Here is a 25181-nt window from a genome sequence, read left to right as displayed (position 1 = left end):
GCTGAAGAGGTGACCGCATACCGTGTATCGCGTGCGCAGCGGCGACTGAGCAGTCCACGATGGTGGCATGGACAGTACGTCAACACGGTCAACCGACGGGTACGCAGGTTTTCGGGCACTGGTCGTCGACGACGAACGCCCACTGGCCTCGATCATCTCGAGTTACCTCGAACGAGAGTCATTCGAGGTGAGTGTGGCCTACAACGGTTTCGACGCTCTCGCCCTGGCACGTGAGGTCGATCCTGATGTGGTGGTCCTCGATCTCGGGTTGCCCGGTATCGACGGCATCGAGGTATGCCGGGAACTTCGTACATTTTCGGATGCATACGTGGTGATGCTGACTGCTCGCAGTGAGGAAGTGGACACCATCGTCGGGCTTTCTGTCGGTGCCGATGATTACATGAGCAAGCCGTTCAGCCCCCGAGAGTTGGTAGCGAGGATCCGCGCGATGATGCGCAGACCCCGCAGCGGAGTCGCGCACGGTACAACTGCGAGAGCGGTAACCCGAGACGAGGAGAGTCCGCCAATGACGTTCGGGGTGCTCAGGATCGACGTTGCCGGGCGAGAGGTCTCGGTCGCCGAGAAACCGGTTCTGCTGACTCGGACGGAATTCGACGTGTTGGCGGCATTGGCCGCTCGGCCGGGGATGGCGTTCAGCCGTCGGCAACTGATCGAAGCAGTGTGGGGTCCTGCGTGGACGGGGAACGAACATCTTGTCGATGTTCATATCGGTCATCTGCGCCGCAAACTCGGCGATGATCCCGCCGCGCCTTTGTATGTCAATACCGTGCGCGGCATCGGGTACCGAATGGGTTCCGGAAAATGACTACCCTGGAAGAACTTTCGTCTCATCAGGGGCGTACCCGCCGAGGACTCGGTGTCGGCGTGCGTTTGTTGATGGCCCAAACGCTGGTCTTGGTGGCAGGAGCGGCCACCTCATGGGTCGTTGCAGTCACTGTCGGTCCGAGTTTGTTCCGCGAGCATCTGCGCCGCGCGGGCGTGCCTCCGATGTCTGAGGAGCAAATGCATGCCGAGCAGGCATATCGCTCGGCAACTGCGGTCTCGTTGTCCGTGGCGATCGGCGCAGCTGCGTTGTGCGCGCTGGCTGTGACCTGGTATCTCAGTCGTCGGCTGCAGCGGTCGGTGACTGCGGTGTCAACTGCCGCCACGGCAGTCTCGGCGGGAAACTACGCGGCCAGAGTCCCGCCGCCGCAGCTCGGTGACGACTTCGACGCACTTGCGACGGCCTTCAACGAAATGGCGGTCCGTCTCGAGTCTGCCGAGTCGATGCGTCGACGGTTGCTGGCAGATCTCGCGCACGAGATCCGGACGCCGGTAGCTGTTCTCGAAGCATTCATGGAAGCGCTCGAAGACGGAGTGGAAGCTCTCGATGATCACACCATTGCGATGCTCAGAGATCAGACCCGACGTCTGGCACGGTTTTCCGGCGACGTCTCGGCGCTGTCCGATGCCGAGACGAATCGAGCTGCAATCGAACCGACATGGACCAGACCTGAGGTACTGGTGAGCTCAGCGGTAGCGGCGCACGAAGAACGATACGACACGAAAGCAGTCATTCTGAGCGTGGACGTCCCCGGAAATCTGCCGTCGGTGTGGCTGGACCCGGAGCGCATAGGGCAAGTGTTGAGCAATCTGCTCGACAACGCACTGCGCCACAGTCGATCACAGAGCACAGTGAAGGTGCGGGGACGGGTGAAAGGGGATCGGTTCATCCTCACACTCACCGACGAAGGCGATGGAGTCGCCGCCGAGCACCTCCCCTATCTGTTCGAGCGTTTCTATCGCGCCGACGCAGCACGCGATCGTGCTCACGGAGGGGCAGGGATCGGACTGTCCATCGCGAAAGCACTCGTCGAAGCACACGGTGGACAGATCACCGCCGCGAGTGACGGAGCCGGGCAAGGCACCACCTTCGTTATCGCGTTGCCAGTACATCGTCCGAAAGGGCGGCACATCGACTGCCGGGGAACTGTCGATGCGTGACATTCGACGCGACATTCGAGGTAATGGAAACGCTCCGGGAACACCCACTCACCCCGCCGCTACCGGCACACCTGGTCAAGAACTCGTGAGGTGAACCGATCAATGACGATTCAAGAGACCAGAGCGCAGAGGTGACCCGGCCCGGGGACTTACACTTCGATCGCTGTGACGTAGGCACTCGCGCACACCGAACCCGAGACCAGGAACCAACTACTCAGGCTCTCCCCTGAACTGTGATACCGCACGGTCACGTCGTTTCCCGCGGTGATGGGAGAGCGATATTCGAGAATCGCTCGGTAGGGGAGTGGATTTCGGGGTCCGGCCCAATCTCTGATCAGGTCTTCGACAGGCTGCCAATACGTGGCGTTGTTGACGTGGTTGAACGGATCGATATCGCTCGATCGTAAGACGAATGTCGTTTCCTCCCCATCGCCCGGATGAGCGGTGTGCCAGGGTTTCCACTTCAATCGGTGATCGTTGGCGGTCGAACCGAGTCCGGCCATGAAACTCTCTTCGATCCTGGAAGGCATCCCGTTGACCGGATTGAGATTTATCCAGAATCCTTCGGTCTCGATCAAGCCGCCGCCGTCGGATTCGATGCGGACACGCATCGTGCACCACCTGCTCGACAACCCCGAGCACCATCTGCGCATGCGCACACGAGCCGGCCAGCTGACCGGACGAATGACATCGATGACTGTGCGGCGCACGACCCACACCGGGTGGGCAGCCGCTGCGCCGCTCGCATCGAGATCGTCGAAACCGATGTCCTGCAGATAACGTGCAACGCCATCGAGTCGCACCGTCCCGGAGACGTCGATATCTCCCGTCCGTACCGGCCGAGAGGTTTCGAACACCGCGCCATTGGTCGGCAAATCCACCAGGCGGTGGTTGCGCATCGCGTCAGCTTCCATTTTGCAGATCCCTTAGATGTGATTGTTCGCTTCGATACTTTGCACACCCTTGCTGCAACGTAGTGCGATCCCTACGCCCAGTCCCGCATCAGCCGCCGGGTCTGCCGCAGTCGTACCCAGTAGTCCGTGCCCGGTCTCCGAACATGGTGAACAAGGAGCCTATCCAGTCTCGCAAACTACTACACTGTCCGCGCGATTGCCGGTTGACGTTCGATGTCCTTTCCAGGTCCTTCTTGAGTGTGCCCAAGATCGTTGCGGCACCATGGAATTCCCATATTCCTCGGCTCGGCCTCGAAGCGCCTCGTCTCGCCGCAGTGCCCACCCGCGCGTTCGCGCTCGACCTCTACCTACTATCCAGGTTCGTAGTTCAGCTACTATCGACCTTAGTAGTTCGGTGGGCATCCGCGCCAACCGAGAGATTGGGGCGACGGTGAGCAAAAAATCAACCAAAACCCGCGCGAAACAGCGGTCTACGACGCAGAGTCGAGCCCGACGCGCCACGTCACCGAAGCGGAACCCCACTTCACGACCGCACGACGAAGTCGGCACAACACCCCGTGCTAGGCCCAGTCCGGCCGGTAGTGCCGTGGAAGAACTGGCCGCAGCGGCCGCAGCGGCGTATCTGAGTAAAGCAGCGCCGACGCCAGCCTCGGCCTTGGCTCAAGCACCGCCGGCGCCGGCCATCGCCGAAAAGGCGATGCCCACCAAGCCATCGGGCACTGAACGCGTTGCCCGGCCATTGGGTGACGACGAGTCGACCGCTGCAACGGAACTCGCTGCGCCCGGCGGTGGGTGCGCTGAAGCGTTCACGCAGATAGAACCACAGGGGCTCGCAGCAACGTACTGGGGAGAATCGCCCGAGGTTACTTCCGATCTGTCGATTCTGTTCCGAGGAGCCCGCAACAGCCCGGGCAGCGAACCGGAACGTTTCGAGAGGGTCACCCACGTCAACGGTGTTCCAGCGGGGGAACGCTTCGCGGTGACTGCGAGAATCCGCGGAATCGCCACTGGTAGTTGGACTGTCAGTGCCGAGCGCATCGAAACTCCGGACGACACCACCGGGCAGTTCGACATCGCAGCTCCGCAGACCGCCACGGCCTGGACTACCGCAGCGCCATTGGTGCACGGGCCCGGCGTGCGACTCTGGACGTGGCCGCTGTTGGTCGGTTTGGGTGCAGTGTTCGCCATCGTCATGCAGGCACTGCTCTTGACCCGTATGAGCGAGAACGCCACTGCGGCAGTTCTCATTTCGATCCTCGGCTGCCTTCTCGGCTACGTGGGTGCGAAGCTCTGGTACTTGGCACTTCACCGCCAGAGCCTTCGAAAATTCGTCTCTGCCGGCGCATGCATACAAGGATTTTTGGTGGTGTCGCTCGCGGTATTGGTGCTCGGCGGAGCAGCCTTCGGTCTGGGCGTCGGTGTGTTACTGGACATGACAACGCCCGGGTTGTTTCTCGGGATTGCGATCGGGCGCCCGGGATGCTTTTTGACAGGATGCTGTTCGGGTCGACCTACCAGGTCGAGATGGGGAATGTGGGCTTCGGACCGGACTCTCGCGGTGCGCCGAATCCCCGTGCAACTGATCGAAGCGTTCGCAGGCTTGATCATCGGCCTCGCGACACTGATTTTCGTCCTCTACGGCACCGAAACGCCCTATGACGGAGCAGTATTCGTTGTCGCCGCGGCTATCTACACGTGGGTCCGTCAAGGGTTGTTCCCCTATCGTGCGGACCCTCATACACGGCGCGGGCGGCTTCTGACCAGCGCGGCATGCGGAATTGTCATCGTCGCGACGATTCTGCTGGGCGTGGTGTGATCGTGACCCAGAGTAGTAGCCTTTTGCGCTTTTCTGCCGATGCCACGTGCGCAGAAGGTGAGTCTCACGAAAATTGGGATGGCCACGAATCAAGTTTCGCGCGGGATCTGGCCAATTCGATTGGCGCCGCGTTCGGTGCATGAGGCCGGTTCAGTTCGAGGAGGGGGTGAACCGGCCTTGAGCACTGGCCCCCTGCGGGCCGGACTCCTTGTTCGTCCACGACCCGGTTTCGCACTGTTTCAAGCACCTGCTGCGCATGAAGCCATCGCCATCGCACCCAGTAGCGCCAGAAGAGGCGCCGCAGGTAGGACGATCGCCGTTCCGCAGGCAGCAAGGGTGCGGAGGTAGCGAATGGGCGCCGGGTGGTGGGTGCGGTGGGAGGACAGACGATCAAGTCGCAACGCCAGGCAATCCTGCGCTATTCCCAGAGCCGCCACGGGCACCTCGTGAGGTGTCATACTGCAGAGTGCGCGGTGCACGGATTCGCGCCCATGCTGACGAACGGCTCGGGAGTCGGCTTCGATTTCCACCAACGCACGGACCAATGGGGGCGAAGATCGCATGATCGGAAGCCACGGAAACGCGTAGGCGAGCGTTTGAGCTGCGCTGACGAGCAGATGGTGCCGCCCCGTGATGTGTGCTCGTTCATGTGCGAGTACTGCAGCAAGAGCCTCGGTGTCGAGTTGATCTCTCAATCCGTCGCTCGCAACTACAAGCGCGGGGCGCCCAGCGATACTGTAGGCGAAGGGCACAGAAACCGGGAGCCAGAGCAGTGACGAGGACCGTGCACCCCCCAGAATGCGCAGCAACCCGAGGTGCTGCTGGTGTAGCTCGCGGCGAGTGCGGGAGAAGCTGAACAGATGGACGGTGCCTCGCACCGCCCCGATGACCAGGGCTGACCCACCGAGTACACCCACCGCCGTCTCGAGCCTGGCCGGCGCGTCGTCGTGAAGGGCGAGCCAACAGCTGTGGGCGAATTCGATCAGCGACGAGACACCACCGTGACTGGGTAAAAGGCTCAAGATCACCGGGACACTGATACTCACTACAGTTCCGAGTGCCAGAGCGCCCCACAAGACGAGGACGACATGCGGATCAACGCCGCGACGCATCATCGATCCGAGGAACAGCGGGGAGAGTGCGGCAACGAGAAGGCCACCGACCGCCCACGCGAGGACGGCTGTCACTTCTTGCCTCGTTCACGCAATCCACGCGCCAGGATCTTCGATTCGACGTCGGATGTCCCGCGAACAAAATGCAACAGGACCCCGGTCGGGTCTCCGGTGGATTCGAGAAGTGCGCGCAACCCGTCAGCTGCCGCTTCCTCGCGGCTTCGCGTGGCTTCGTACCAGTACGCGCGCCCGTTTCGCTGACGATGCACCCAACCTTTGCGATGAAGATTGTCCATGACGGTCATCACCGTCGTGTACGCCGGTTCACGGTCGTCATCGAGGCCGTCGATGACGTCGCGCACACGGACCGGTTCGGTGGAGCGCCACAGCACATCCATCACCAGCGCCTCGAGCTCTCCCAGACCTTGCATTTTTCCTCCTCGTAGAGCTGCATTCGTCACCGCACCGTGCGAGTGCCCAACCTGCAACCTCCGTCGCTTTCGTACGGGGCCCAACCAGCGCTGTCGGTGATTCGTCGGTCACAGTGATGTGGGACCGCTCGATGAGGGTGTCGTGTCGACTCTGCACGCTGGAGGTTGCCGAGACGGCGAACCGAAGCCCTGTAGAAATACTATCTGTTCTGCTTCCCGTCGCCGCCCCGATACGGCGGCGGTGTCTGGCGACCTCCTCCCGTGACGATCTGCCGAACCCCTGTCAGCTCTGACAGTGTCAAAAGGTTTATCCAGCACTTTCGCGTCGACTACGGGAGAACGTCTCGCGCGGAGCTTCTGTTTGCGATTCAGCATCGTTTGCCGGCAGGGCGACAGGTCTTACAGCGCGCTGCCTTCCGACCATCGGTCCCACGGCACACTCCAGTCGCCGTTCTGCCACAATTCGAGAGGGGCGCCGCCGGTATTGCGTATCTCCACGACATCTCCGGGAAGCGAAAAATCATAGAACCATTGAGCATTGGCGCGACTGAGGTTCAAGCAGCCGTGTGAAACATTGGTATTGCCTTGCGCCCAGACTGTGTCTTCGAGTTCGTGAAGGTAAATTCCGTCGGTGCTTATTCGGGTGGCGTAGTTGATTTTTTCCTTGTACCCCAGCCGGGAATTGACGGGAAGTCCGTAGGTCGACGAGTCCATGATCACGGGGTTGGCCTGATCGAGGACGGTGTAAATGCCTGGTTGGGTCCAGAAGGAGATCGTTTGGCCGTTGACGAGCTCGGTTCCTCCCATGCCCATCGATGTCGGCATAGTGCGCACAGTTTTGCCGTTGCTCGTGACCGTCACTTGCTTGGTCGTATCGTCGGCGACGGCGATATGCGAGTCGCCGATGGTGAATGCAGTCGTGGCGTCTTCCTGTCCGAACAGTCCGCCACCGAGCGGGACGCCGAAGACCGCAGCCCGGACCGTGACCTCGGTGCCGGGGGGATAGTACGCACGAGGTCGCCAGTGAACATTCTGGTCATCCACCCAGTACCACGAGCCTTCGAGCGGCACCGACGTTTGCACAGTCAGGCTTTTCTCCGCCGCTGCACGATCGAGGATCGGCTCGTCGAAATGCGTGACAATAACGATCCCTACCCCGAAAGTGCCACCATCTGTGAGGAGGTTACCCCCGGCCGTCACGAAGGATGGTTTGGTCAGGTTCCGCGGCTTGACTGTGGAGAAGGTGCTGGACTGATCGAGACGTGAGCCATCGTTTTGGGTGGCTGACGCTGTCATCGTGTAGGTCTTCCCGTAGTCCAAGGACGCGCCGGGTTTCCACACCTGCCGGTCAGGGGTGAAGATGCCATCGACCACAGCCCCGCCCACTTCGGTGAGCACTACCGAGTCGAGCCTCCCGCCAACAGATTCCACCGTGACCGGATCAAGGGGGTTGACGGTATCTGTCCCCCCGGAAGGAGTCATCACCAGCGCGGAGACAGGAGAGTCGTTCTCGGCGGGCGCACCCGTGTCACTCGGTGCGGACTGCGGTGCTGTGGAGGTGCATCCTGTCAGCGTTGCGACCATAAGGACAAGGACGACTAACCCTGTATGCCGTGTTGAGGCCATAATTGTTCCTTCACGTCAGTGGGTGGGGAGCGCCGACGAAGACAGTGATTCGCAAGGGACGCAAGTAATCAGATGGAAGATCAGAGCGGACAACGAGAAGAGAGGCTTCGACGGACAGGCCTAGCCACTCGCCAGTTTCCGGATCAGTTCTGTTGCAAAAGTGCTTGCATCGCGGTGATCTCGGACTGCTGTGCGGCGATGATATCGGTAGCCAATTGCTTGGCGTCGGCGTTGTCGCCATCGGATAGTTCCGATTGGGCCGTCGCGATCGCGCCGGAGTGATGTTCGATCATCATCTTCAGCCACGCGGTGTCGAAGTCCCCATCGCGCAGTCCCTCCAATTGAGCGATCTGCTGCTGGGACATCATTCCTGAATCAACCCCGCCGTGGTCCATTTCATCCATGGAGTCCACAGGGGAGGTGGCGTCGGACGTAGGTTGACCCCATTGTTCGATGAGCGCTGCAATCTGATCCATTTCGGGCCCGCGAGCGGTTTGGATCGAAGCGGCGAGTTCGAGTATTCGAGGATTGGTGGTGCGACTGTCAACCATCTTTGCAATCTCGACGGCCTGTGCGTGATGTGGATACATCATCGCGACGAACTGCATATCCGCGCTGTTGGCGCCGTTGGGCTGCGAGGCCGCGGAGGAGTTGGACATGTTTCCGCTGTCGTTGCTCGACATTTGGCTCATGTCATGGCCGCCGCAGCCGGCGATCAGCATCAGACCGGCGGCAGACCCCGCTGAGACTGCGATACGTGTGGAAACAGCACGTGTAAGCATCATATTTTTCTCCTGGAATGTGTTGTTGTGCAAAAAATTCTTCTGGGGAGGGGCCGTCGACTCGGATGGTCAGTAGTTCCGCTATGAGCGTCTGTCGTATCCGCAGCGCCGACAGTTGGTTGTGTAGGGGCAAGGTGTCGTGCACGATGCACGTCTGCGGCAACAGGGGAACGTGCAACCCTCCACTCACGCGTGCCGGTATGATCCTTGTCTTCGCGCTCGATGACGACTGTCGCGGTGATCAGCGTGGTGTCGTGCGCGCCGGGCAGGACCAGCGAGGTGACGGTGGAACCTGCAATCAGAAGGTTGCGGTGATCAAGACAAGCGACAGCAGGGGATGAGTGGTTGAACAGACTGCAGGCCAGAGCCACCGCTACCGGTTCGTCACCCTGCGTATGCCGTAGGAATTTCGAAGGCCTGGGCGCGGCCAGTGCGCGGGTGCGACAGAACTGGCAGGGGTGAATGAACGAGTAAGGGGAGATCATCGCAGCTTCCGTTCCTATTGCACGGTGACAGTTCACTGTGGACGTGAATATCTCGTCAGTTCTCCCCCATCAGTTCACTTCGGGGTAGACGAAGGTGCGGGTGATGAGATGTTTTGCATCGCTTAGTGTTTCGGAAACTATTCGTCCAGTTTGGTCGAGGTCGAGCAGTACGTTCATACCCGCAGCCGGATAGCCCAATGCCAGACGGAGTTGCCGTCCGGCGCTGGGTAAGCGCACCGCGATGGGCGCAGTCCCGTCCGCATACGGCTCCTGGGCGAGGAAGAACTCGCTGGACAGACTTAGTTGCTGAGGTTCGGGTCCGACGTTTGCGGCATCACTGGTCACCGATTCGTAAAAGGTCAGATTCTTCTGAGTGCGGGTGATATCTACGGCTCGAGCGAGATCGGTGTCCCCGGACTGAACAGGCCATGGAATTAACATGCTGACCGTCCCGCCCAGCCACCCTGTCGCCGCGGCCTCGAGCGTGAGCATGCTTTCACCCAGTGGCCAATCGGCTTGCGCCACGAAGCATCCGGATCCGCACCCGCGCAAGGGAAGGGAAGTGTTCTGCCCGCTCGCCCGCAGTGCGCCGATCAAGGTGTATTCCTGGTCCGGTTCCTGAGCGTAGTAGTCGACGCGGCGCGGAGTCGACAGTCGAACCACCAGCTGCCCTTCGCTGGCGGCGACGCTCACCCCAATCTGTCCAGCCAATGTTCCCAGCGGCAGAACCGGACCGATGGCTGCAGGTGGTCCCGGCTGGGCGGGTGAATTGGCAGGCGCCGTCGAGACTAATGCAGCACTGATGGCGAGCACGGAGATCAGGAGGATGCTCTCGATACGAATCTGATTGCGCAGTTTGCCCACTTGTTCAGTTCTGCGCATCGTCCGCCGTGCAGATATCGCCACACCCGAGGCGGCGATGACGAAGAGTAGTTTGACCGTCAGAAGTTGCCCGTACGGGGTGGAAAACATTGCGGCAACGGGGATCAGCAACAATGCCGAGATCGTACCGGTGGTCACGACGACGATGAAGGTCCACAGCGCAAGTCGTGTGTAACCGGCCACGACCCACCGAACCGGGGCATGCTGACCCCGCCACGCGAATGCAGTGCGAACCGTGTGGAGCAAAGCGCCGACCCAGATTGCCGCTGCCGCGAGATGAACGGCGGTGAGAAACGCGCCCCATCCGGGAGCGACGACGTTTGCGTGCGAGCGCAGCCCTTCGGCGGCAATGACCAGCAGAAGGGCTGCGCTCGCAAGTCTGGGGCTCCCCGCGGCTTTCAGCGCCAAGGCCAACATGAGCCCACACGTCTCTACGAGCAAGATGATGCCCGCACGTTCTTGCCATAGCGCAGCAACGCTGGACGAAGCGGCGAGCGAAACCATAAGGCCTGCAACACCTACCAAAGCAATACAAGCGCCGGCCGGAAACCAGGTGCGCAACTTCTTCAACGAAGGGTTCTCGGCGTGCGGTACAGACGACAATCTCTCCGCGACAAGTGTCCCGAGCGCGAGGGCGAACCCGACGAACAGCAGCCACCGGAGCACGGTTTCCGTCCACGAGGTCGAGGCGCTGTCGTCGCCACCGCCACCGCCGCTGTCGGTCAAAGCGAGGCCGACGGCAAACCGAAAGTCTTCCTCGACGAGGTCACCATCTGCGCCGATCACTTGCCACCGGACGGTGTAGGTGCCCGGCGACGGAGCATCCGAGAGCCGGGAAGTGATTGCACGGCCACCTTTGGACGACTCTGCTGCCTCCATCGGGCTCTCACGGCCTGCGCCGTCCAGGACTTTGATCGCATCGGTCCCGGCGGTGACTTGTTCGTTGAAGATCAGGGTGATGGCTTGCGGAGGCTCGGAAACGGCAGTCTCCGAGCCAGGTTCGGTAAAGAGCAGCGTGGGGTGAGCGTTGGCGATGCCGGCGCCCAGAACCACAAGGACTCCCGCAACGAGCACAAGTGTGATGCTCTGGAACATTCGAACGAACAACGACATGTTCAGGTCAGTTCAAGGCATACAGAGACTGAGAAGTCGCCGCGTACGCGCTGTCGTAACTCGCCGCAGTCAACGCTTCGACTGCTCCGACATTAGCGCGCTTCTCCCAGCCTTTTCCCTCCCTGCTCCGCCAGGCGAATCCATCTTGATCGACCCCCCACAGTGCATCCGAGGAGCCCGCGATCAGCACCATGGACGGCGCTCCAGCGAACTTTGTGAAGGTGCGCCCGTCGTCGCTGCTGTACTGCAGCCCTGACGAGGTGACAGCCCATGTCCCACTCTCGGTGAGAGCGAGGGACGCCACACCCAGGGCACCGCCGGATTCCCACGACTTTCCCTGATCCTTCGACACCGTGACACCTCTGGCCCCGTCGAAGCCGACGAGTGTCGTGCCATCTGTAACCAGAGAATGAAAGTCGACCTGTCCCGCGAGCGAGCTATCCGTCCAGGTTCGGCCGCCGTCGTTGCTGGTGCGTAGGCCAAGTGGGTTGGCTGCGGTACTGGACGGTCCCGGGTGCCCTGAGGAAAAGAGCGTGTCACTGCCCGCCACGCCCGCCAACCCCATCAAATCGTCGTCGGAATCACCCACTCGCACTGTGTCGCCCGAATCTCCGATCGCGAACAGTCCGCGATGCGTACCCGCCAAGATGGTGCCATCGGCGTTGATATGCAACCCGTGCAGATGGTCAAGTTCGGGTGTGAGCTCCACCCCTGGTATGGGCGGGACGATGGACTGGCCGGCCTTGTCGTCGTTTCCCTGCGTCGAACAAGCCGCAAGAGAAACGGCGATGAGAGCGGCGCCGACGAGCCCCACGATTGGGGACGTTCGCGCACGACGACTATTGGGCATCTGGGTGTCTCGTCCTGTATTCGAAGGGATGGCAACATTTCCGGGCGACTGGTACCTTATCTACTAAGATGCATAGTAGATGAGGGTGTTGGCTGGCTGCGAATTCACCCCCTGCAATGGTCTAGTGCAAGGGAAATGCTCGCCGTCGAAGCCCCTGATCTGATACGGCAGGGAGGTGCAATTGGTCTGGTCCCACGCACGGGTCGACGGGATGACGGCGCATCGCGTCATTGGTGGCGCAACCGGCGGTGGGCAGGAAGTTTGAACACAGGGCGGGTGCAGCGGTACTGCCTAGCCCTGGTGGCAGGAATGATTGAGAGTTCTTCTCGTGTGGTCACTTACCCGGAGATCTTGCAGTTGGCGAAGCGCCCATACAGACGGGATGCTGCTCAACGTGCCTTCGTGTGTGCCACTGCTGCACTACACCGTAGCCAGGGCAGGTCCAATCGATTGTCGCCCACCATGGAGACGACGTGATTTCGCGTCTGGCCCACTACGGGCGACGAGACCAGGGGAATCTCGTGGGCACAACTAATCCGGTTGGTCCAGGCCGTCGTGACTATGCGACCCACGGATACATCAGCGCAAAGGACTTGTACCTCAAACGCCTCAAGCGTATTGAGGGTCAGTCGCGAGGGCTGCAGCGAATGGTTGAAGAAGAAAGGTGCTGCATTGACATCCTTACCCAAATATCGGCGATGAAAAAAGCGCTGCATGCAGTAGCTATGGAATTGCTCGAAGACCATCTCAGTCATTGTGTCGTCGATGCCGCCGCAAGAGGGGGCGCCGAATCCGACGCCAAGATCAGGGAGGCCGCCGAGGCGATCAGACGGCTCGTGAATTCGTGAGGACCCTCCCATCTGATGTCCGAAACGATCTACTAGTCGGTGGGGCGGAATTTCGATGCCGTTTTATCGAAAGTCATTTACTTAGAATGTAGTTACGATCGAATCATGTTTTTTGAATGCGGGAGCGGGCGGCACATAGGGAAGCACTCCGCATGTTCCGTATTCCGGAGCGATTTCTGCTCGCCACAACCGGGATCCGAGGTCCTCGACGGGAATCGAGTTCATGATGAGCGCGTGCGGTGGCAGTCCCCACCGGGTGGGGATCGCCGAAGCATCATGGTGGCGCACCCGGGCTTATCGTGGGCCTGGGGTATCTGACGGTGATGGGCTCGTCGTGGTGGTGCTCGGTGTCGAGGATCCGTCACTTATGTACAGGGTGATGGTGGAGCCCGGAAGTGCCGCTCCCGACGGAGCTGTCGCGGTTGCTGTCCCTCTCGCGCTCGGACTTGACGTGAGGGAGACCGTCACTTTGAACCCGGCGTTCTGCAACAGAGATGTTGCGGCGGACTCGGTCATCCCGACCACGTCGGGTACCTGATCCCCGGCCGAACCGCGAACATATTTCTGGTCCAGCGGGGGTAGCGTGATGGGTCCGAAGTTGCTCGCGATCGGTCCCATCGCGTTGTACCACGTTCGGGCAGGTTCATTGCCGCCGTACAAATCGTCATTGGTGAACTCGTTTCGCTTGTGCACTGGCACCGACACTGAATTACTATCATGCATAGTAATTCATGTTCTCGTTCTTTCACCCCGCCGAACCCGGTACATGCCTCTGAAGAGTGCCGAAGCGGCGAGAGAAAGCACGATCGCAGACAACGCGAGTTCCGGAATCGAACCCACACGTGTTGCCAACGTGAGATCGGAGCGAACGGCGATCTCGTCGGTCAATGCTTGTGCTGTGAAGATCTCGCTCTGTTGACGCACCACACCCGCTGGCGTGATGATTGCGCTGACACCGCTGGTTGCTGCGATCAGCACACTGCGGCCGTGTTCGACCGCCCGCACCCGCGACATGGCCAGCTGCTGAAAGGTCATCTCGGTCCGGCCGAAGGTCGCGTTGTTGGTGGGAACCGCGATGACGGTGGCTCCTGCCTTGACGGACTCGGTCACCAGATCGTCGAAGGCCACCTCGTAACACGTGGCAACAGCTACCTGAATTCCGTTGAGGTCGACGACGCCGTTCCCGTTCCCGGCAACGAAATTGCCCGCAGAATCGGCATATGACGACACCGCACTAACGATCGATCGGAGCGGCAGGTACTCCCCGAAGGGCACAAGCTGCCGCTTGATGTGTTGCTGCCCAGGGCCGTCCGTCGGATCCCAGACCATGGCACTGTTGATCGATGTTCCTGGCTCGCCCTGCAGGACCGTACCGACCAGGATCGGGGCGCCGATAGAACGGGCTGCTCGGTCCAGTCGATCCGCCGCATCCCGATTCGTCAAAGGATCTATATCCGAAGCGTTTTCGGGCCAGATGACAAGTCGTGGCCGGGCTGCTCGGCCCGCTGTGACCTCAGCTGCGAGTTGTTCGGTGCGGGCAACATGATTGTCGAGCACAGCTCGGCGTTGGGCGTTGAAATCGAGGCCGAGTCGCGGCACGTTGCCCTGAACGACGGTCGCAGTGACGACCTCGTCAGGGGCGGCACCGGGAGAACCGGTCACCAATGCACTCACAAAGATGAGGACGATGCAAGCGCCACCTTTCGCCAATGCTTGCCATCGAACATTCAAGGGCCCAGCCAGTGACCAGGCGATGAGTGTTCCGATCAGTGCAGTCACGAAGGAAAGACCTGGCGCCCCCGCGATCGAAGCCAACGGCAGCAGCGGGCCGTCTGCCTGCCCGAAGGCCAAACGCCCCCACGGGAAACCGCCGAACGGAACTCGGCTACGAAGTGCTTCTGCGGTGACCCATGCACCCGCAATCCACACCGGGGAAAGCGGAGCGTGGCCGACGGCCACCGCCAGTACGCCGAACACTCCGAACGCGAGCGCTTCAATCGCCGCCAACGCCAACCAAGGCGTTGCACCCACGTACGCTCCGACCCATGGCAGCAAGGGAACGAAGAATCCCAGTCCCGCGGCATAGCCGAATCCGAAACCCGCACGGAGACTGCGCCCCTGGAGAACGACGGTCAGCAGGGCGATGGCTACAGGGGCGAGAAACCACAGCGTGCGCGGCGGAAAGCTGAGAAACAGCAGCCACCCAGCGCCCACCGAAAGAGCGAGACGCAAAGCGATCCCACCGTGGTGCCGTTTGGGGCGACCACTCTTCAGGCATGCATCTAATTCACTGTCGGCAGTGATCGCACGGTCGACCGAAAGGACCCTCACAGGCCCGCTCTCGTAGAAGGAGAACTGCGCTGGTCAGTCAACAATTTCTCACAGAGATCGTCGAATTCGCCGCCCCAGCCGGCATGATCGGTCCGCGCGAGTCCACCGAGTTCGAGATCAGCCTGCTCCGGTCCCGTCCCCGGGCGTAGGCGGATCCACACTCGCCGCCTCCTGATCACGAGCGAGATCAGAAGTCCGAGCATCATCGTGATCGCAAAGACGAGAACCCACTGTTGCGCAGGGTCGTACGACACCTGCAGATTGGCGAATTCCTTGGCGCCGTCGAACCGAACCTGTGTTCCATCGGTGAGAGTCCGCGTCTCTCCAGGGCGGAGGTTCACACGATCTTGTTTGACCAGCCTTCCTTGGTTGATCATTTCCTTGTTCAACGAGAAGATCGATTGCGGGATGCCGGTGTCCAGACCCGTATCGCCCTTGTAGATGTCGATCGCGACCGCAGGGTCACGCGCATCGGGAAACGACGAAGTCAGAAGCGTCCCGCTGAAGGAAGCGGTCGGCGCGAAGAGTCCCTCGATGGCGATCTGATTCTTCCGGCGCTCGTCCGGATTCGGAAACGATCCACCTGGCGGATCGAACCGCAACGCCCCACTGCTCAGGAACGTGACCGCATCGTCCGGTTGAAACTGCATCGTCTCGGTACGGGACTGTCCGTCGGGAAAAGTGACGGTGAACTGCGGCGCGTACCCATGGCCGGTCAGATAAACACGGGCACCGTCGGTACGCAGCGGTTCGTTGACCCGAAGACGATAGTCTTTCCAGGTATTGGTCGCGATATCCTGCCCGCTCTGATACGAAATGTTGGAGGTGAACATTTCGGCCTGACCAGTATCGAGATAATCTGCGGAAAAGTCGTTGACCTTGATGCAAAAGGGCGCGAGACCCGTGCCGTCAGTAGCACTTCCCGCGCGGAACGAGTCGTACACGGCAGGTGACGTATTACAGAAACCGGGGCCGCCGTCGGCAATGACGATCACCGAACCCTCGTACCCCACCAACTTGCCGATCGCGACGGTGACGAGCAACCCGATCAGCGAGAAGTGGAACACCAGATTCCCGGCCTCACGCAGATACCCCTTTTCCGCGGAAACCGATACCTCGGAATCCTTTTCGGACCTGACGGCTACCCGCCAGCCCTTGAGCGACTGCCGCACTCTGGTGAGGGCCTCGTCATGCGAGATGTCAACTACGCCGTGGAAATGGTGCGGCAACCTGGACAGATTCCGAGGTGCTCGTACAGGTTGGCTCCGAAGCGCGCCGAGATGCGCCTGCAGGCGTGGAACAAGACAGCCGATGAGAGAGAGAAACAGCAGGACGTAGATCGCAGTGAACCAGAAGCTGGAAAAGACGTCGAACAACTCCAGCTTGTCGAATAGCGGGCCGAGGGTTGGCTGCGCCGCGATGTACTGGGAAACTTTCTGTACGTTGAGATTTCGCTGAGGCAACATAGCACCGGGAAGTGCTGCGAGTGCCAAGAGGAACAGGAGCACGAGCGCGGTGCTCATCGACGTCAACCGGCGCCAATTGTGGCGCAGTAGTCGAACGCTTTCTCGGATAATCAGTCTCGGTAGGCGGCGGATGCGACCTCCCGCGGTGGCGTTATCTGTCATATCGGCAGCACGACCGAACTGACGAATTCGTTGCGTAACCAGCCGACGAACATGCCCCACACGCCGGTGACCAGTGCGAGCCCGACAGCGACGAGCATTATTCCGCCGACGATCTGAATCGTCCGTGAATGGCGTTTGAGCCACCCGACGCCGCGGAGAGCTTTCGCCGACCCGAACGCAAGCACGATGAACGGCAGTCCCAATCCCAGACAGTAGGCGACAATCAGTATCACGCCCCGCGCTGCTGTCGTGCCTTCAGTTCCGGCCGCCACCGAAATAACTCCGGCGAGGGTGGGGCCGAGACATGGTGTCCAACCCAACGCGAACACGCCCCCCAACAAGGGCGCGCCGGCAAGGGAGGAGATACGCCGCGGGGCGAACCGTGTGTCTTTCTGCAAGGCAGGAATCAAGCCGATGAAGGTCAACCCCATCACGATGGTGATCACACCACCCACCCGTTGGAGCAGGTCTTCGTTGATGCGCAGGGTTCCGATCACCCCGAACACCGACGCGGTGGCGAGAACGAACACCACGGTGAATCCGGCAACGAACATCGTTGCCGCGCCGGTAACCCGCCATCTGCCTGCAGGTTCCGAGGTCTCGTCGCCACGGGTCACCGCTGGAGAATCAGCTCCGGAAATGCCGGCCAGATACGACAGATATCCGGGAACGAGCGGCACCACACACGGCGATGCGAACGACACCAGACCGGCCAGAATGCACGCTGCTACGGCGAGCAGTAACGGGCCGCTCGCGGCGGCGGTCTGGAAGCTGGAGCCGACACCTTGGGCGAGTTCGTTCACCGCTCGGCCGCCACGCGCTCGATGACCGGTTGCAGATCCTCGGTGAGAAGTGCGCGAAGAAACACAGCGGCGACGCGCTGTCTGCGATCCAACACCAAGGTGGAGGGAATCACGCTTGTCGGATAGTTTCCGCCGAGCGCTGTCAAAGTTCTCATCGACGGGTCGTAGATCGAGGGGTAGCTGACGTTGTTGTCGACGACGAAGTCCTGGGCCTTGTCTCGTTGAGGATCTCGAACGTTGATCCCGAGAAACTGAACACCGAGACTTTCGGTTGCTTCGTACGCGCGCTCGAGATCGTCGGCCTCGGACCGGCACGGGGCGCACCATTGCCCCCACAGATTGATCACGACGACCTGACCGGCGTAATCAGTGAGTGAAATATCGCTACCGTCGGCCATGAGGTCAGGTCCGGCCAATACACCGATCATGTTTCGCGATTCGGGCGGGTCGTACAAAATATCGGTTTGTCCTCCCGGTGACACGAAATCGAAATTCGCACCCGAAGCGACTGCATCGGTGCCGGTTGCACATCCACTCGCGGCGACGACGATCGCAGTGAGAATAGCGACCAGTGGGAGGATGCGGGTCGGTTTTCCGAGTACGCGTTGTCTCGATTTGCGAGGGAGTGCGGGGGCATTCATTTCATCAACTCACTTACAGCGGAGCGTATTTGGTCAGTGTTTTCGAAAACCATGGGGGTTGTAATCTGTTCGACGGACCCGTCTTGTTGGACGAGAAAGCTCAGCGGCAGAACTGGCGGCGCCGATAGCGCAATTCCGATGTCGTCGACCGCAGCGAACGAGGGATAGTGCACGCCTGCAGCGGTGAGAAGCGCTAGTGCTGTGGACATGTCGTCCTGGACGTTGATCCCGACTACTCGGATGGAGCCCGGAGTACCTGCATAGTCATTCAGGACCGGGATTTCCGATCGGCACGGCCCGCACCACGAGGCCCAGAGGTTGATCAGGGTCGGCTCCCCGGACAGCGCTGCACCGAGGTCGACCACAGTATTCTCGCCAAGACACGTCGCTTTGATTCCCAGGAGTTCTCCTCCAGCGGGCGGTACTGCCGGGGCCACAGGACAGGGAACCGCTGCTGCCGCGGACTTCGAGGAAAACCCCGAGTCGACGCGATCTTCATCTGCCTGGGCGGCCGGAGGCACTTGAGGCCGGGTCGAGGAATGGGTCTCGGTTGACGTTGATCGAGGCCAGATCGCCACGACGAGAAGACCGATCACAACCAGGAAGAGCAGGAACCACCGAGACTGTGCCTGCATGCACTTCCTCCAAGCGTGGTGCGGTGAACCGGGACAACACTGAACTACTATTGTGCATAGTAGACATATGGTTCGTTCTGTCGCCCCCGCCAACCAGAGGCGGGATCCGAACCCGAGAATCGAGCATCGTGAAACGCCAGTCCGCTCCGAAGGGCCGTATCAATCCACCAGTCAGCCCAGAAATTGCGGCACTGGGTGCCCATCAAGCACCGCAGACGCGCGTGGCGCGGATCAACCGTGTAGCACGGTCAAAGCTCGTGCGTCTGGTGATGTACTACACCGCGGTTCGACTCGCCCTGATCGCCGGCCTCGCAGTGATCATCATGGGAATCAACGCCATACTCGAACTCGAAATCCCCGGTGTGTTAGCACTGTTCGGGGCGGTGCTGCTCGGATTCGCCATCTCTGCGATCGCGTTCCGGTCATTGCGCCGCCGGATCAATGAAGAAGTGATGGTCGTAGATGAAAAACGGCGTGCAATGCGCACCCGGTGAAGGGTTCCCTCCGGTTAGGTGCGCGTGAAAGCTCCAGTAACGAAAATGCCCAGCATCGGTGCCACAACCTGTCTTTTTTGGACGTATGACCGCTCAAAGCTGCCTTCCTGGGTGATGCCGAGGGCGCGCGATCATGCATTGATTGGCATTGGGATGAAGATGTCAGGTGACGGGATCAGGTGCGGAGTCGGCGGTATCCGTGGTGGTCTCGAGTTTCGGAATCGGTACAAGCTGCGGGATCAGGCGGACGAGACTCGAGCAGGCGCAGTACGGAGGACCGTTGAGTCAGCTCGCCCTTGTGAGGAACCCCGGGGCTGCTGCTGGAGACGACCCTGTTGGGACCACCGGTGGGTGGCCGATACTTTCACTCATCGCCCTCTACATCAGCTGTGGGCGCAGCCATACCGAACGCACCCCTCAGTGCAGCAACGGTAGGAGCGCCACCGACCTCGCCCGTGGAATCTCGATAGAGCCTGCATGACACGTTGGGGACCTGGTCCGGTTCGGCAAACGGATCGCGGCCGTCGACGAGCAACGTCGGCGATCCGGTCATGCCCGCAAGCCTTGCGGATCGAGGATCGTCGACGATTACGTGGCGCAGTTCCCAATCGATGGACTCCTCCGCGAGAACGTGCTCGATCCGTTGTTCGAGGAGCTGCACGTTCGGGCAGTCCGGGACTTGCAAAATTTCAAGGTGCATCATGGTGTTCCTCCGTCGGCGTGTGGTTTCGAGTATGCGGCAGTGCAGGACAGCTCGCGGTAAACGAAACCCAGGACTGGTAGGTCTGCATTTTCTCGGCAAGATCGTCAGGTATCGGCATCGGTGTCATAAGACCGGCACGAGTTCGTTCGGTGTTGCCCTCCGGATAGCGGCCCAGTGCGGATCCCGGGGCGGCGACGACGATGATGCGAAGAACCTGCCCGACGGCTTCGCGGCAGTCACGCTGATGTAAGGCCAGGGGAGCATGGCGAGGTGGTTTGTGTGGCCATGGACAGGGCTGGGAGAGGACATGTGTGCGTTCGAGGTGATGCCAACGCTGGGTGTCATCGCTGGTGCGGCCGGCTGCGGTCCTCTTTGCGGGCCGAAACGCGACGGCGCTGTGTCGGTCGTGCAAGCGATGCGCTTCGTGTAGACACTGCGCAATTGTGCGAGCATTCGGTTCATCGGATGCAGAGCCGGCGGCAGGTGCTGCAGGTCTTCGCCCATCAGAGCAACATCGGCGGTCTCGATGGCCACGTCGGAACCCATCGCGCCCATGGCAATGCCCAAGTCGGCGGTGGCCAGGGCGGGGGCGTCGTTGACACCGTCCCCGACCATTGCCGTCGGGCGGTTCGCACGCAAGGTTTCCACGATCCGTGCCTTGTCCTCCGGGCGCAGGTCGGCGTGCACGTCGTCGATCCCGACGTCGGCGGCCAGCGCCTGGGCGGTGCGTTCGTTGTCGCCGGTGAGCATCGCGACGGTGTACCCGCCGCGTCGTAGCCCGGCGATCACCTCATGTGCTTCCGGTCGGAGCTCGTCTCGTACGGCGACTGCCCCGATGACGGTTCCGGCGCGCTCGATCCACGCCACGAGTTCCCGAGACCTCTCACCGATGGCGTGGCCGCCGCACCCGGACTGAGTCGTCTCGACGGATGCGCCGACGTGTGCGTCGGCTACCCAGAAAGCGGTACCTCGCCTGGGCACTCGACGACCCGGACGGCCCACCCCCTCGGGTGGGCGCCCGAGAGGAGCGAACGGCCTACCCGAGCGTATACCCCCAGGGGTACTTGCATACCCCCCTGGGTATATGCAACAGTGGGTAGACGCTCGTCAGAAAGGACTGTCTATGTGTTACCCCGTCCCGTGCCCGATATGCGACAAGATCGCGTGGGCAGGTTGCGATCGACATGTCGACGACGTCACGAAGGATGTTTCACGGCCTCGGCAGTGCACCTGCTCTGCTGAGACCGTTGGTCCTATCGATCGGCGCCAGCGCCTCGCGATCGCTGTTTCGCCGCCAATCCCGGTCGCGAGTGCAAGGGCCTAACCTTCCAATTGGGTCAGGTTTACCGAGGTCTAGCTCGCTCATTTGAATACCCCAGCCCGTATTTTAGGAGAAGTTATGTCTGTGCCCGACACCGTGACGGCCACCGGTCGTGACGATCGTGATCGCGTATCTACACCCGGCATACTCGGACGCCTGGGAAGCGCGATGGTCGCACGCCGCCGATGGGTGTTCGGTGTCTGGCTGATCGCGCTTGTCGCGCTCGGATCTGCAGCGCCGTCGGTTTTTTCGTCACTGGCGGGTGCTGGGTGGCAAGCCAACGGATCCGAATCGGTCCAGGTCCGTGAACTCGCGCAACAGCATTTCGGCGGGAACTCCTCGGCCGCGGTTCAGGTGGTGGTCCATTCGGACACCGCGTCGATCGACGATCCCACCGTGCAGCAGAGACTCATCGACGTCACAGCTGTGTTCGACGGTGACACCCGGTTCGGTGCCGTCATCGCCCCACAGCCTGGTATGACCATCAGCCCCGACGGCCACACCGGCATCCTCATCGCCGGCGCCAACGCAAACGCGGACGACATGGTCAAAGCCGTCGACGATGTCAAAGACGAGCTGACCGCACTCTCCGGCGACGGTATCGAGGTCTATCCCACCGGATCCTCCGCGTTGTGGTCCGACTTCAACAAAGCCAACCACGATGCGATGATTCAGGCTGAACTATTCTCTTGGCCAGTCACTTTGGCGATCATGGTGCTCGCATTCGGCTCCCTCGTCGCTGCCGGGCTGCCGCTGTTGCTCACAGTGGCCGGACTCGTCGCCTCCGCCGGCGGTTTGGTGCTGCTCAACGAGGTCACACCGATCTCGGTATGGGCGATGAATTTCGCGATGATGTTCGCCCTCGCTCTCGGCATCGACTACGCCTTGTTCATCGTCGCCCGCTTCCGCGACGCCCTCCGTACGGCCGATCCACGAGCAGCCGTTGCCGAAACCATGGACACCGCAGGCAAAGCGGTGCTCCTGTCCGGACTTACCGTCCTGGTCAGCCTCTCGGCAGTGCTGCTCGTTCCCGCACCGGCCGTGCGCACCATGGCCGTAGGCATCATGCTGGCCGTCACGTTCGTTCTGATCGCCACCATGACACTTCTTCCGGCCACGCTGGGCGCACTCGGCCCCAAGGTCAACGCAGCATCCCTGCCTTACGCGAAACGCCAACAGCACCGATCCCCGAAGTTCGCTGCGTGGGGCGAATTGCTTCACAAGTACCCATGGCCGTTCGCGCTGGTCTCCGTCGGCATCCTCGTCGCCCTGGCCTTACCTGTCCTGGGACTGAAGGTGGCAATGCCGTCCATCGCTGTCGTTCCCGACGATGCGCCCGTTCGGCAAGGTTACGAGTTGGTTCAGGCCCAGTTCGGTGACGGGGCACCCGGCGCGCTGCAGATAGTTGTCCCGTCTTCCGATGCGGCTGCTACCGCCGCGGCAGCGAGCAGCGTCGACGGGATCTCGATGGTCACCCCGCCCACACCATCAACAGACGATTCGAACTACACACTGCTGCAAGCGTTTCCTGCCGTGGACCCTTCCGCAGAGGCCATGGGCACGATCCTCGGTGACCTACGCGCACAACTACCGGAGTCCGCGCTCGTCGGCGGCGCGCCAGCGGAGAACCTCGACCTGCAGCAAGCCCTGAACGACTACCTACCGTTGGTTATCGGGATCATCCTCGCCCTCGGCTTCATCCTGCTGCTCGTCGCTCTGCAGGCACCACTGATCGCGATCCTCGGCACCGCCGTCAGTTTGCTGTCGACCGCCGCAGCGTTCGGGGTTGCGAAGCTGATCTTCCAAGACGGACACGGATCGTCGCTGCTCGGCTTCACCCCTCAAGGTTTCCTCGACGGCTGGGGGCCGGTGTTCTTCTTCGCGATGATCTTTGCCATCGCCATGGACTACACCGTGTTCCTGCTCGCCACCGCGAAAGAACACTACGAGAAGACCGGGGACCCGAAGGCTGCTCAGGTCGACGGCCTCGCGCACTCCGGACGCGTCATCTTCGCCGCTGCGGCGGTCATGGTCGCCGTGTTCTTCACCTTCGCGCTCTCCGATCCGCTCCCACCCAAGGAAATGGGCATCATCCTCGGCGTCGCGGTGTTGCTCGACGCCTTCCTGATCAGGCTGATCCTGCTCCCGGTCCTGCTCCGGCTGAGCGGTCACGCTGCATGGTGGGCACCGGGCTGGCTGCGCAGAATGTTGCCGTCGATCCGCTTCTCGCACTGACCATTACAACACCTCACGGAGGAATCATGACCGATCCGAACATCACGCATTCGAGCACGTCTGCCGGGTGGCCGATCGAACGTATCGTCCCCGCACTGGCCGCCGGCGTCACCGCGACGGGCCTGACCCTCGGCGAACTCCACGCACCACGGTGGAGGCTGCTCAGCGCCTTCGCCGCCGCGAACCTCGCCCTCTACGCCGCGGTCGGCTGGTGCCCGGCAAGTGCGCTTCTCACCAGAGCGGGCGTACCAAGTCTTCGCCACCCCCGAAGCGGATAGGCACACAATTGCCGCAGTTCGACGAACGGAAGGAATTCTCCACCATGACCATCGCACTCTCGACCACCTTGACCGACACCGACTTCGAGACGGCGGTCACCGCCACCAAAGCAGCACTGTCCGAGCAAGGCTTCGGTGTGCTGACCGAAATTGACATGCAGGCCACCCTGAAAGCCAAACTTGGCACAGACATGGAGAAGTATCTGATCCTAGGCGCGTGCAATCCCACGCTTGCACACCGCGCCGTAGGAATCGTGCGTGAGATCGGCCTGCTACTGCCCTGCAACGTCGTCGTCCGTGCCGACACCACCGCCGGATCGGTCATCGTCGAGGCGATGAACCCGGACCTCATGGTCCAAGTGACGGGCGAACCAGCACTGTCAGATGTCGCGGCCGAGGCCACCACCAAACTCCAAGCCGCCCTGGACACGCTCGGCAGTCGGGATGCAGTGCGCAGTTGATGACGTTGACCCTGGCGCTGGCGCTCGGCCTCACCGTCGGAATCCTGCTCGGTCTCCTCGGAGGCGGTGGATCGATCCTCGCTGTCCCGATCCTCGTGTACGCTCTCGGGTTCCCCCTGCCGGAGGCGATACCGACTTCGCTGTTGGTGATCGGTGTCGCCTCCGCGGTCGGGGTCATCTCCAAGGTGCGGGCGCGGCTCATCGAATGGCGACTCGCGGCAATCTTCGCCGCCACCGGAGTCCTCGGCACCCTGGCCGGCACTGCCCTTGGCAAGCATCTACCTGAAACTGCCGTGATGATCGGCTTTGCGATCGTCATGATCCTCGCGGGGGCACGCATGCTGCGCAGCCCCGACAATCCCGGAACCGCCTGCAGGACGAGCAATTCCGGGATCAACTGGCGCCGATGCGCACCTCGGTCCATACCGACCGGATTCGGCGTCGGTGTCCTTACCGGACTGTTCGGCGTCGGCGGGGGCTTCTTGATCATCCCCGCATTGGTTCTGCTGCTGGGAATCGAGATGAGTGTCGCCGTCGGAACCTCTTTGGTGGTCATCGTCGCCAACTCCGCCGCCGGACTCATCGCTCAGGCCGACGGCCTAGGTGGAAACTGGCCCTTGACGGCAGCGTTCGCAGGTTCAGCCATTGCGGGTTCGTTGGTGGCCGGACGATTCGGTACACGCATCGCCACGGACTCACTTCGGCAGTGGTTCGCCTACCTGGTGTTTGTCGTGGCAGGTTACGTCCTCATCGACACTCTCGTTCTCGGATGATCTACCGTGCACCCC

Annotated in this window: 24 protein-coding genes and 1 pseudogene; 9 read left to right on the top strand and 16 right to left on the bottom strand. The window is 61.4% G+C overall.

Features of this window, described 5'->3' with window-relative positions; translation table 11 throughout:
- Positions 1-67 precede the first annotated feature (67 nt).
- Both AOT96_RS31185 and AOT96_RS31180 read left to right on the top strand, forming a co-directional pair.
- Positions 68-826: a response regulator transcription factor gene (locus AOT96_RS31185; protein ID WP_030537785.1), complete on the top strand. Its 759-nt coding sequence runs from the start codon at positions 68-70 to the stop codon at positions 824-826.
- Positions 823-2004, top strand: a complete 1182-nt coding sequence (locus AOT96_RS31180) for a HAMP domain-containing sensor histidine kinase (protein ID WP_030537784.1) — start codon at positions 823-825, stop codon at positions 2002-2004. The genes AOT96_RS31185 and AOT96_RS31180 overlap by 4 nt, the downstream gene beginning before the upstream one ends.
- Positions 2005-2153: 149 nt before the next feature.
- Here AOT96_RS31180 and AOT96_RS31175 read toward each other — a convergent pair whose 3' ends face one another.
- Complete coding sequence (locus AOT96_RS31175; protein WP_030537783.1) at positions 2154-2918, bottom strand: acyl-[acyl-carrier-protein] thioesterase; 765 nt, start codon at positions 2916-2918, stop codon at positions 2154-2156.
- A gap of 586 nt (positions 2919-3504) precedes the next feature.
- Between AOT96_RS31175 and AOT96_RS31170 the strand changes: the two genes are divergently transcribed.
- A complete protein-coding gene (locus AOT96_RS31170; RefSeq protein WP_051720982.1) occupies positions 3505-4734 on the top strand; it encodes a prolipoprotein diacylglyceryl transferase family protein in 1230 nt (409 codons plus the stop codon).
- Between the two features lie 239 nt (positions 4735-4973).
- Here AOT96_RS31170 and AOT96_RS31165 read toward each other — a convergent pair whose 3' ends face one another.
- The 6 genes from AOT96_RS31165 to AOT96_RS31135 form a co-directional block, all read right to left on the bottom strand.
- Positions 4974-5921: a M56 family metallopeptidase gene (locus tag AOT96_RS31165; RefSeq protein ID WP_019747376.1), complete on the bottom strand. Its 948-nt coding sequence runs from the start codon at positions 5919-5921 to the stop codon at positions 4974-4976.
- Complete coding sequence (locus AOT96_RS31160) at positions 5918-6277, bottom strand: BlaI/MecI/CopY family transcriptional regulator (protein WP_019747377.1); 360 nt, start codon at positions 6275-6277, stop codon at positions 5918-5920. The genes AOT96_RS31165 and AOT96_RS31160 overlap by 4 nt, the downstream gene beginning before the upstream one ends.
- Positions 6278-6676: 399 nt before the next feature.
- On the bottom strand, positions 6677-7861 hold the full coding sequence (locus AOT96_RS31155; protein WP_019747378.1) for a L,D-transpeptidase: 1185 nt from the start codon (positions 7859-7861) through the stop codon (positions 6677-6679).
- Positions 7862-8046: 185 nt separating this feature from the next.
- Positions 8047-8718, bottom strand: a complete 672-nt coding sequence (locus AOT96_RS31150; RefSeq protein WP_231917494.1) for a DUF305 domain-containing protein — start codon at positions 8716-8718, stop codon at positions 8047-8049.
- Between the two features lie 521 nt (positions 8719-9239).
- On the bottom strand, positions 9240-11165 hold the full coding sequence (locus AOT96_RS31140; RefSeq protein ID WP_030537779.1) for a copper resistance CopC/CopD family protein: 1926 nt from the start codon (positions 11163-11165) through the stop codon (positions 9240-9242).
- Between the two features lie 7 nt (positions 11166-11172).
- Positions 11173-12015: a F510_1955 family glycosylhydrolase gene (locus AOT96_RS31135; RefSeq protein WP_030537778.1), complete on the bottom strand. Its 843-nt coding sequence runs from the start codon at positions 12013-12015 to the stop codon at positions 11173-11175.
- A gap of 521 nt (positions 12016-12536) precedes the next feature.
- On the opposite strand from AOT96_RS31135, the gene AOT96_RS31130 reads away from it, so the two are divergent.
- A complete protein-coding gene (locus tag AOT96_RS31130) occupies positions 12537-12863 on the top strand; it encodes a metal-sensitive transcriptional regulator (RefSeq protein WP_051720984.1) in 327 nt (108 codons plus the stop codon).
- Between the two features lie 294 nt (positions 12864-13157).
- Here AOT96_RS31130 and AOT96_RS34995 read toward each other — a convergent pair whose 3' ends face one another.
- The 6 genes from AOT96_RS34995 to AOT96_RS31100 all read right to left on the bottom strand — a co-directional run bounded on the left by AOT96_RS34995 (position 13158) and on the right by AOT96_RS31100 (position 18901).
- Complete coding sequence (locus AOT96_RS34995; RefSeq protein WP_058228112.1) at positions 13158-13568, bottom strand: PASTA domain-containing protein; 411 nt, start codon at positions 13566-13568, stop codon at positions 13158-13160.
- A 24-nt stretch (positions 13569-13592) separates the two neighbouring features.
- On the bottom strand, positions 13593-15101 hold the full coding sequence (gene lnt / locus AOT96_RS31120) for an apolipoprotein N-acyltransferase (protein ID WP_231917504.1): 1509 nt from the start codon (positions 15099-15101) through the stop codon (positions 13593-13595).
- A gap of 89 nt (positions 15102-15190) precedes the next feature.
- The gene (resB, locus tag AOT96_RS31115) at positions 15191-16822 is read right to left on the bottom strand and encodes a cytochrome c biogenesis protein ResB (protein WP_058228113.1); all 1632 of its coding nucleotides are present in this window, start codon (positions 16820-16822) and stop codon (positions 15191-15193) included.
- Positions 16819-17625, bottom strand: a complete 807-nt coding sequence (locus AOT96_RS31110) for a cytochrome c biogenesis CcdA family protein (protein ID WP_003944619.1) — start codon at positions 17623-17625, stop codon at positions 16819-16821. Before AOT96_RS31110 ends, resB begins: the two co-directional genes overlap by 4 nt.
- Positions 17622-18266, bottom strand: coding sequence for a TlpA disulfide reductase family protein (locus tag AOT96_RS31105; protein WP_003944594.1), 645 nt, complete (start codon positions 18264-18266; stop codon positions 17622-17624). Before AOT96_RS31105 ends, AOT96_RS31110 begins: the two co-directional genes overlap by 4 nt.
- Positions 18263-18901 carry a TlpA family protein disulfide reductase gene (locus AOT96_RS31100; RefSeq protein ID WP_003944602.1) on the bottom strand — a complete coding sequence of 213 codons (639 nt, stop codon included), beginning with the start codon at positions 18899-18901 and terminating at the stop codon, positions 18263-18265. The genes AOT96_RS31105 and AOT96_RS31100 overlap by 4 nt, the downstream gene beginning before the upstream one ends.
- 128 nt (positions 18902-19029) lie before the next feature.
- Between AOT96_RS31100 and AOT96_RS31095 the strand changes: the two genes are divergently transcribed.
- Positions 19030-19395: a DUF4229 domain-containing protein gene (locus AOT96_RS31095; protein WP_019747393.1), complete on the top strand. Its 366-nt coding sequence runs from the start codon at positions 19030-19032 to the stop codon at positions 19393-19395.
- Between the two features lie 364 nt (positions 19396-19759).
- Here the strand turns inward: AOT96_RS31095 and AOT96_RS31090 are convergent, their stop codons facing one another.
- The 3 genes and pseudogenes from AOT96_RS31090 to AOT96_RS36160 form a co-directional block, all read right to left on the bottom strand.
- On the bottom strand, positions 19760-20098 hold the full coding sequence (locus AOT96_RS31090) for a hypothetical protein (RefSeq protein ID WP_003944633.1): 339 nt from the start codon (positions 20096-20098) through the stop codon (positions 19760-19762).
- Positions 20085-20510, bottom strand: coding sequence for a DUF3703 domain-containing protein (locus tag AOT96_RS36165; RefSeq protein WP_087503898.1), 426 nt, complete (start codon positions 20508-20510; stop codon positions 20085-20087). Before AOT96_RS36165 ends, AOT96_RS31090 begins: the two co-directional genes overlap by 14 nt.
- Positions 20511-20566: 56 nt before the next feature.
- A pseudogene (locus AOT96_RS36160) lies at positions 20567-20953 on the bottom strand (HAD-IC family P-type ATPase); the annotation flags it as partial.
- Between the two features lie 544 nt (positions 20954-21497).
- Between AOT96_RS36160 and AOT96_RS31080 the strand changes: the two are divergent.
- Genes AOT96_RS31080 through AOT96_RS31065 form a run of 4 tightly spaced genes read left to right on the top strand, consistent with a single transcriptional unit; the run spans position 21498 to position 25166 of the window.
- Entirely contained in the window at positions 21498-23654 is a 2157-nt protein-coding gene (locus AOT96_RS31080; protein ID WP_030538075.1) for an MMPL family transporter, read from the top strand.
- A 26-nt stretch (positions 23655-23680) separates the two neighbouring features.
- Positions 23681-23932 carry a YgaP-like transmembrane domain gene (locus tag AOT96_RS31075; RefSeq protein ID WP_003944652.1) on the top strand — a complete coding sequence of 84 codons (252 nt, stop codon included), beginning with the start codon at positions 23681-23683 and terminating at the stop codon, positions 23930-23932.
- A gap of 44 nt (positions 23933-23976) precedes the next feature.
- Positions 23977-24393: a DUF302 domain-containing protein gene (locus AOT96_RS31070; RefSeq protein ID WP_011133463.1), complete on the top strand. Its 417-nt coding sequence runs from the start codon at positions 23977-23979 to the stop codon at positions 24391-24393.
- The gene (locus AOT96_RS31065; protein WP_003944622.1) at positions 24393-25166 is read left to right on the top strand and encodes a sulfite exporter TauE/SafE family protein; all 774 of its coding nucleotides are present in this window, start codon (positions 24393-24395) and stop codon (positions 25164-25166) included. The genes AOT96_RS31070 and AOT96_RS31065 overlap by 1 nt, the downstream gene beginning before the upstream one ends.
- Positions 25167-25181 lie beyond the last annotated feature (15 nt).

The organism is Rhodococcus sp. 008 (assembly GCF_001682295.1).
Taxonomy (GTDB): Bacteria; Actinomycetota; Actinomycetes; order Mycobacteriales; family Mycobacteriaceae; genus Rhodococcus_F; species Rhodococcus_F qingshengii.
This window is presented reverse-complemented; position numbering and strand designations above follow the sequence as displayed.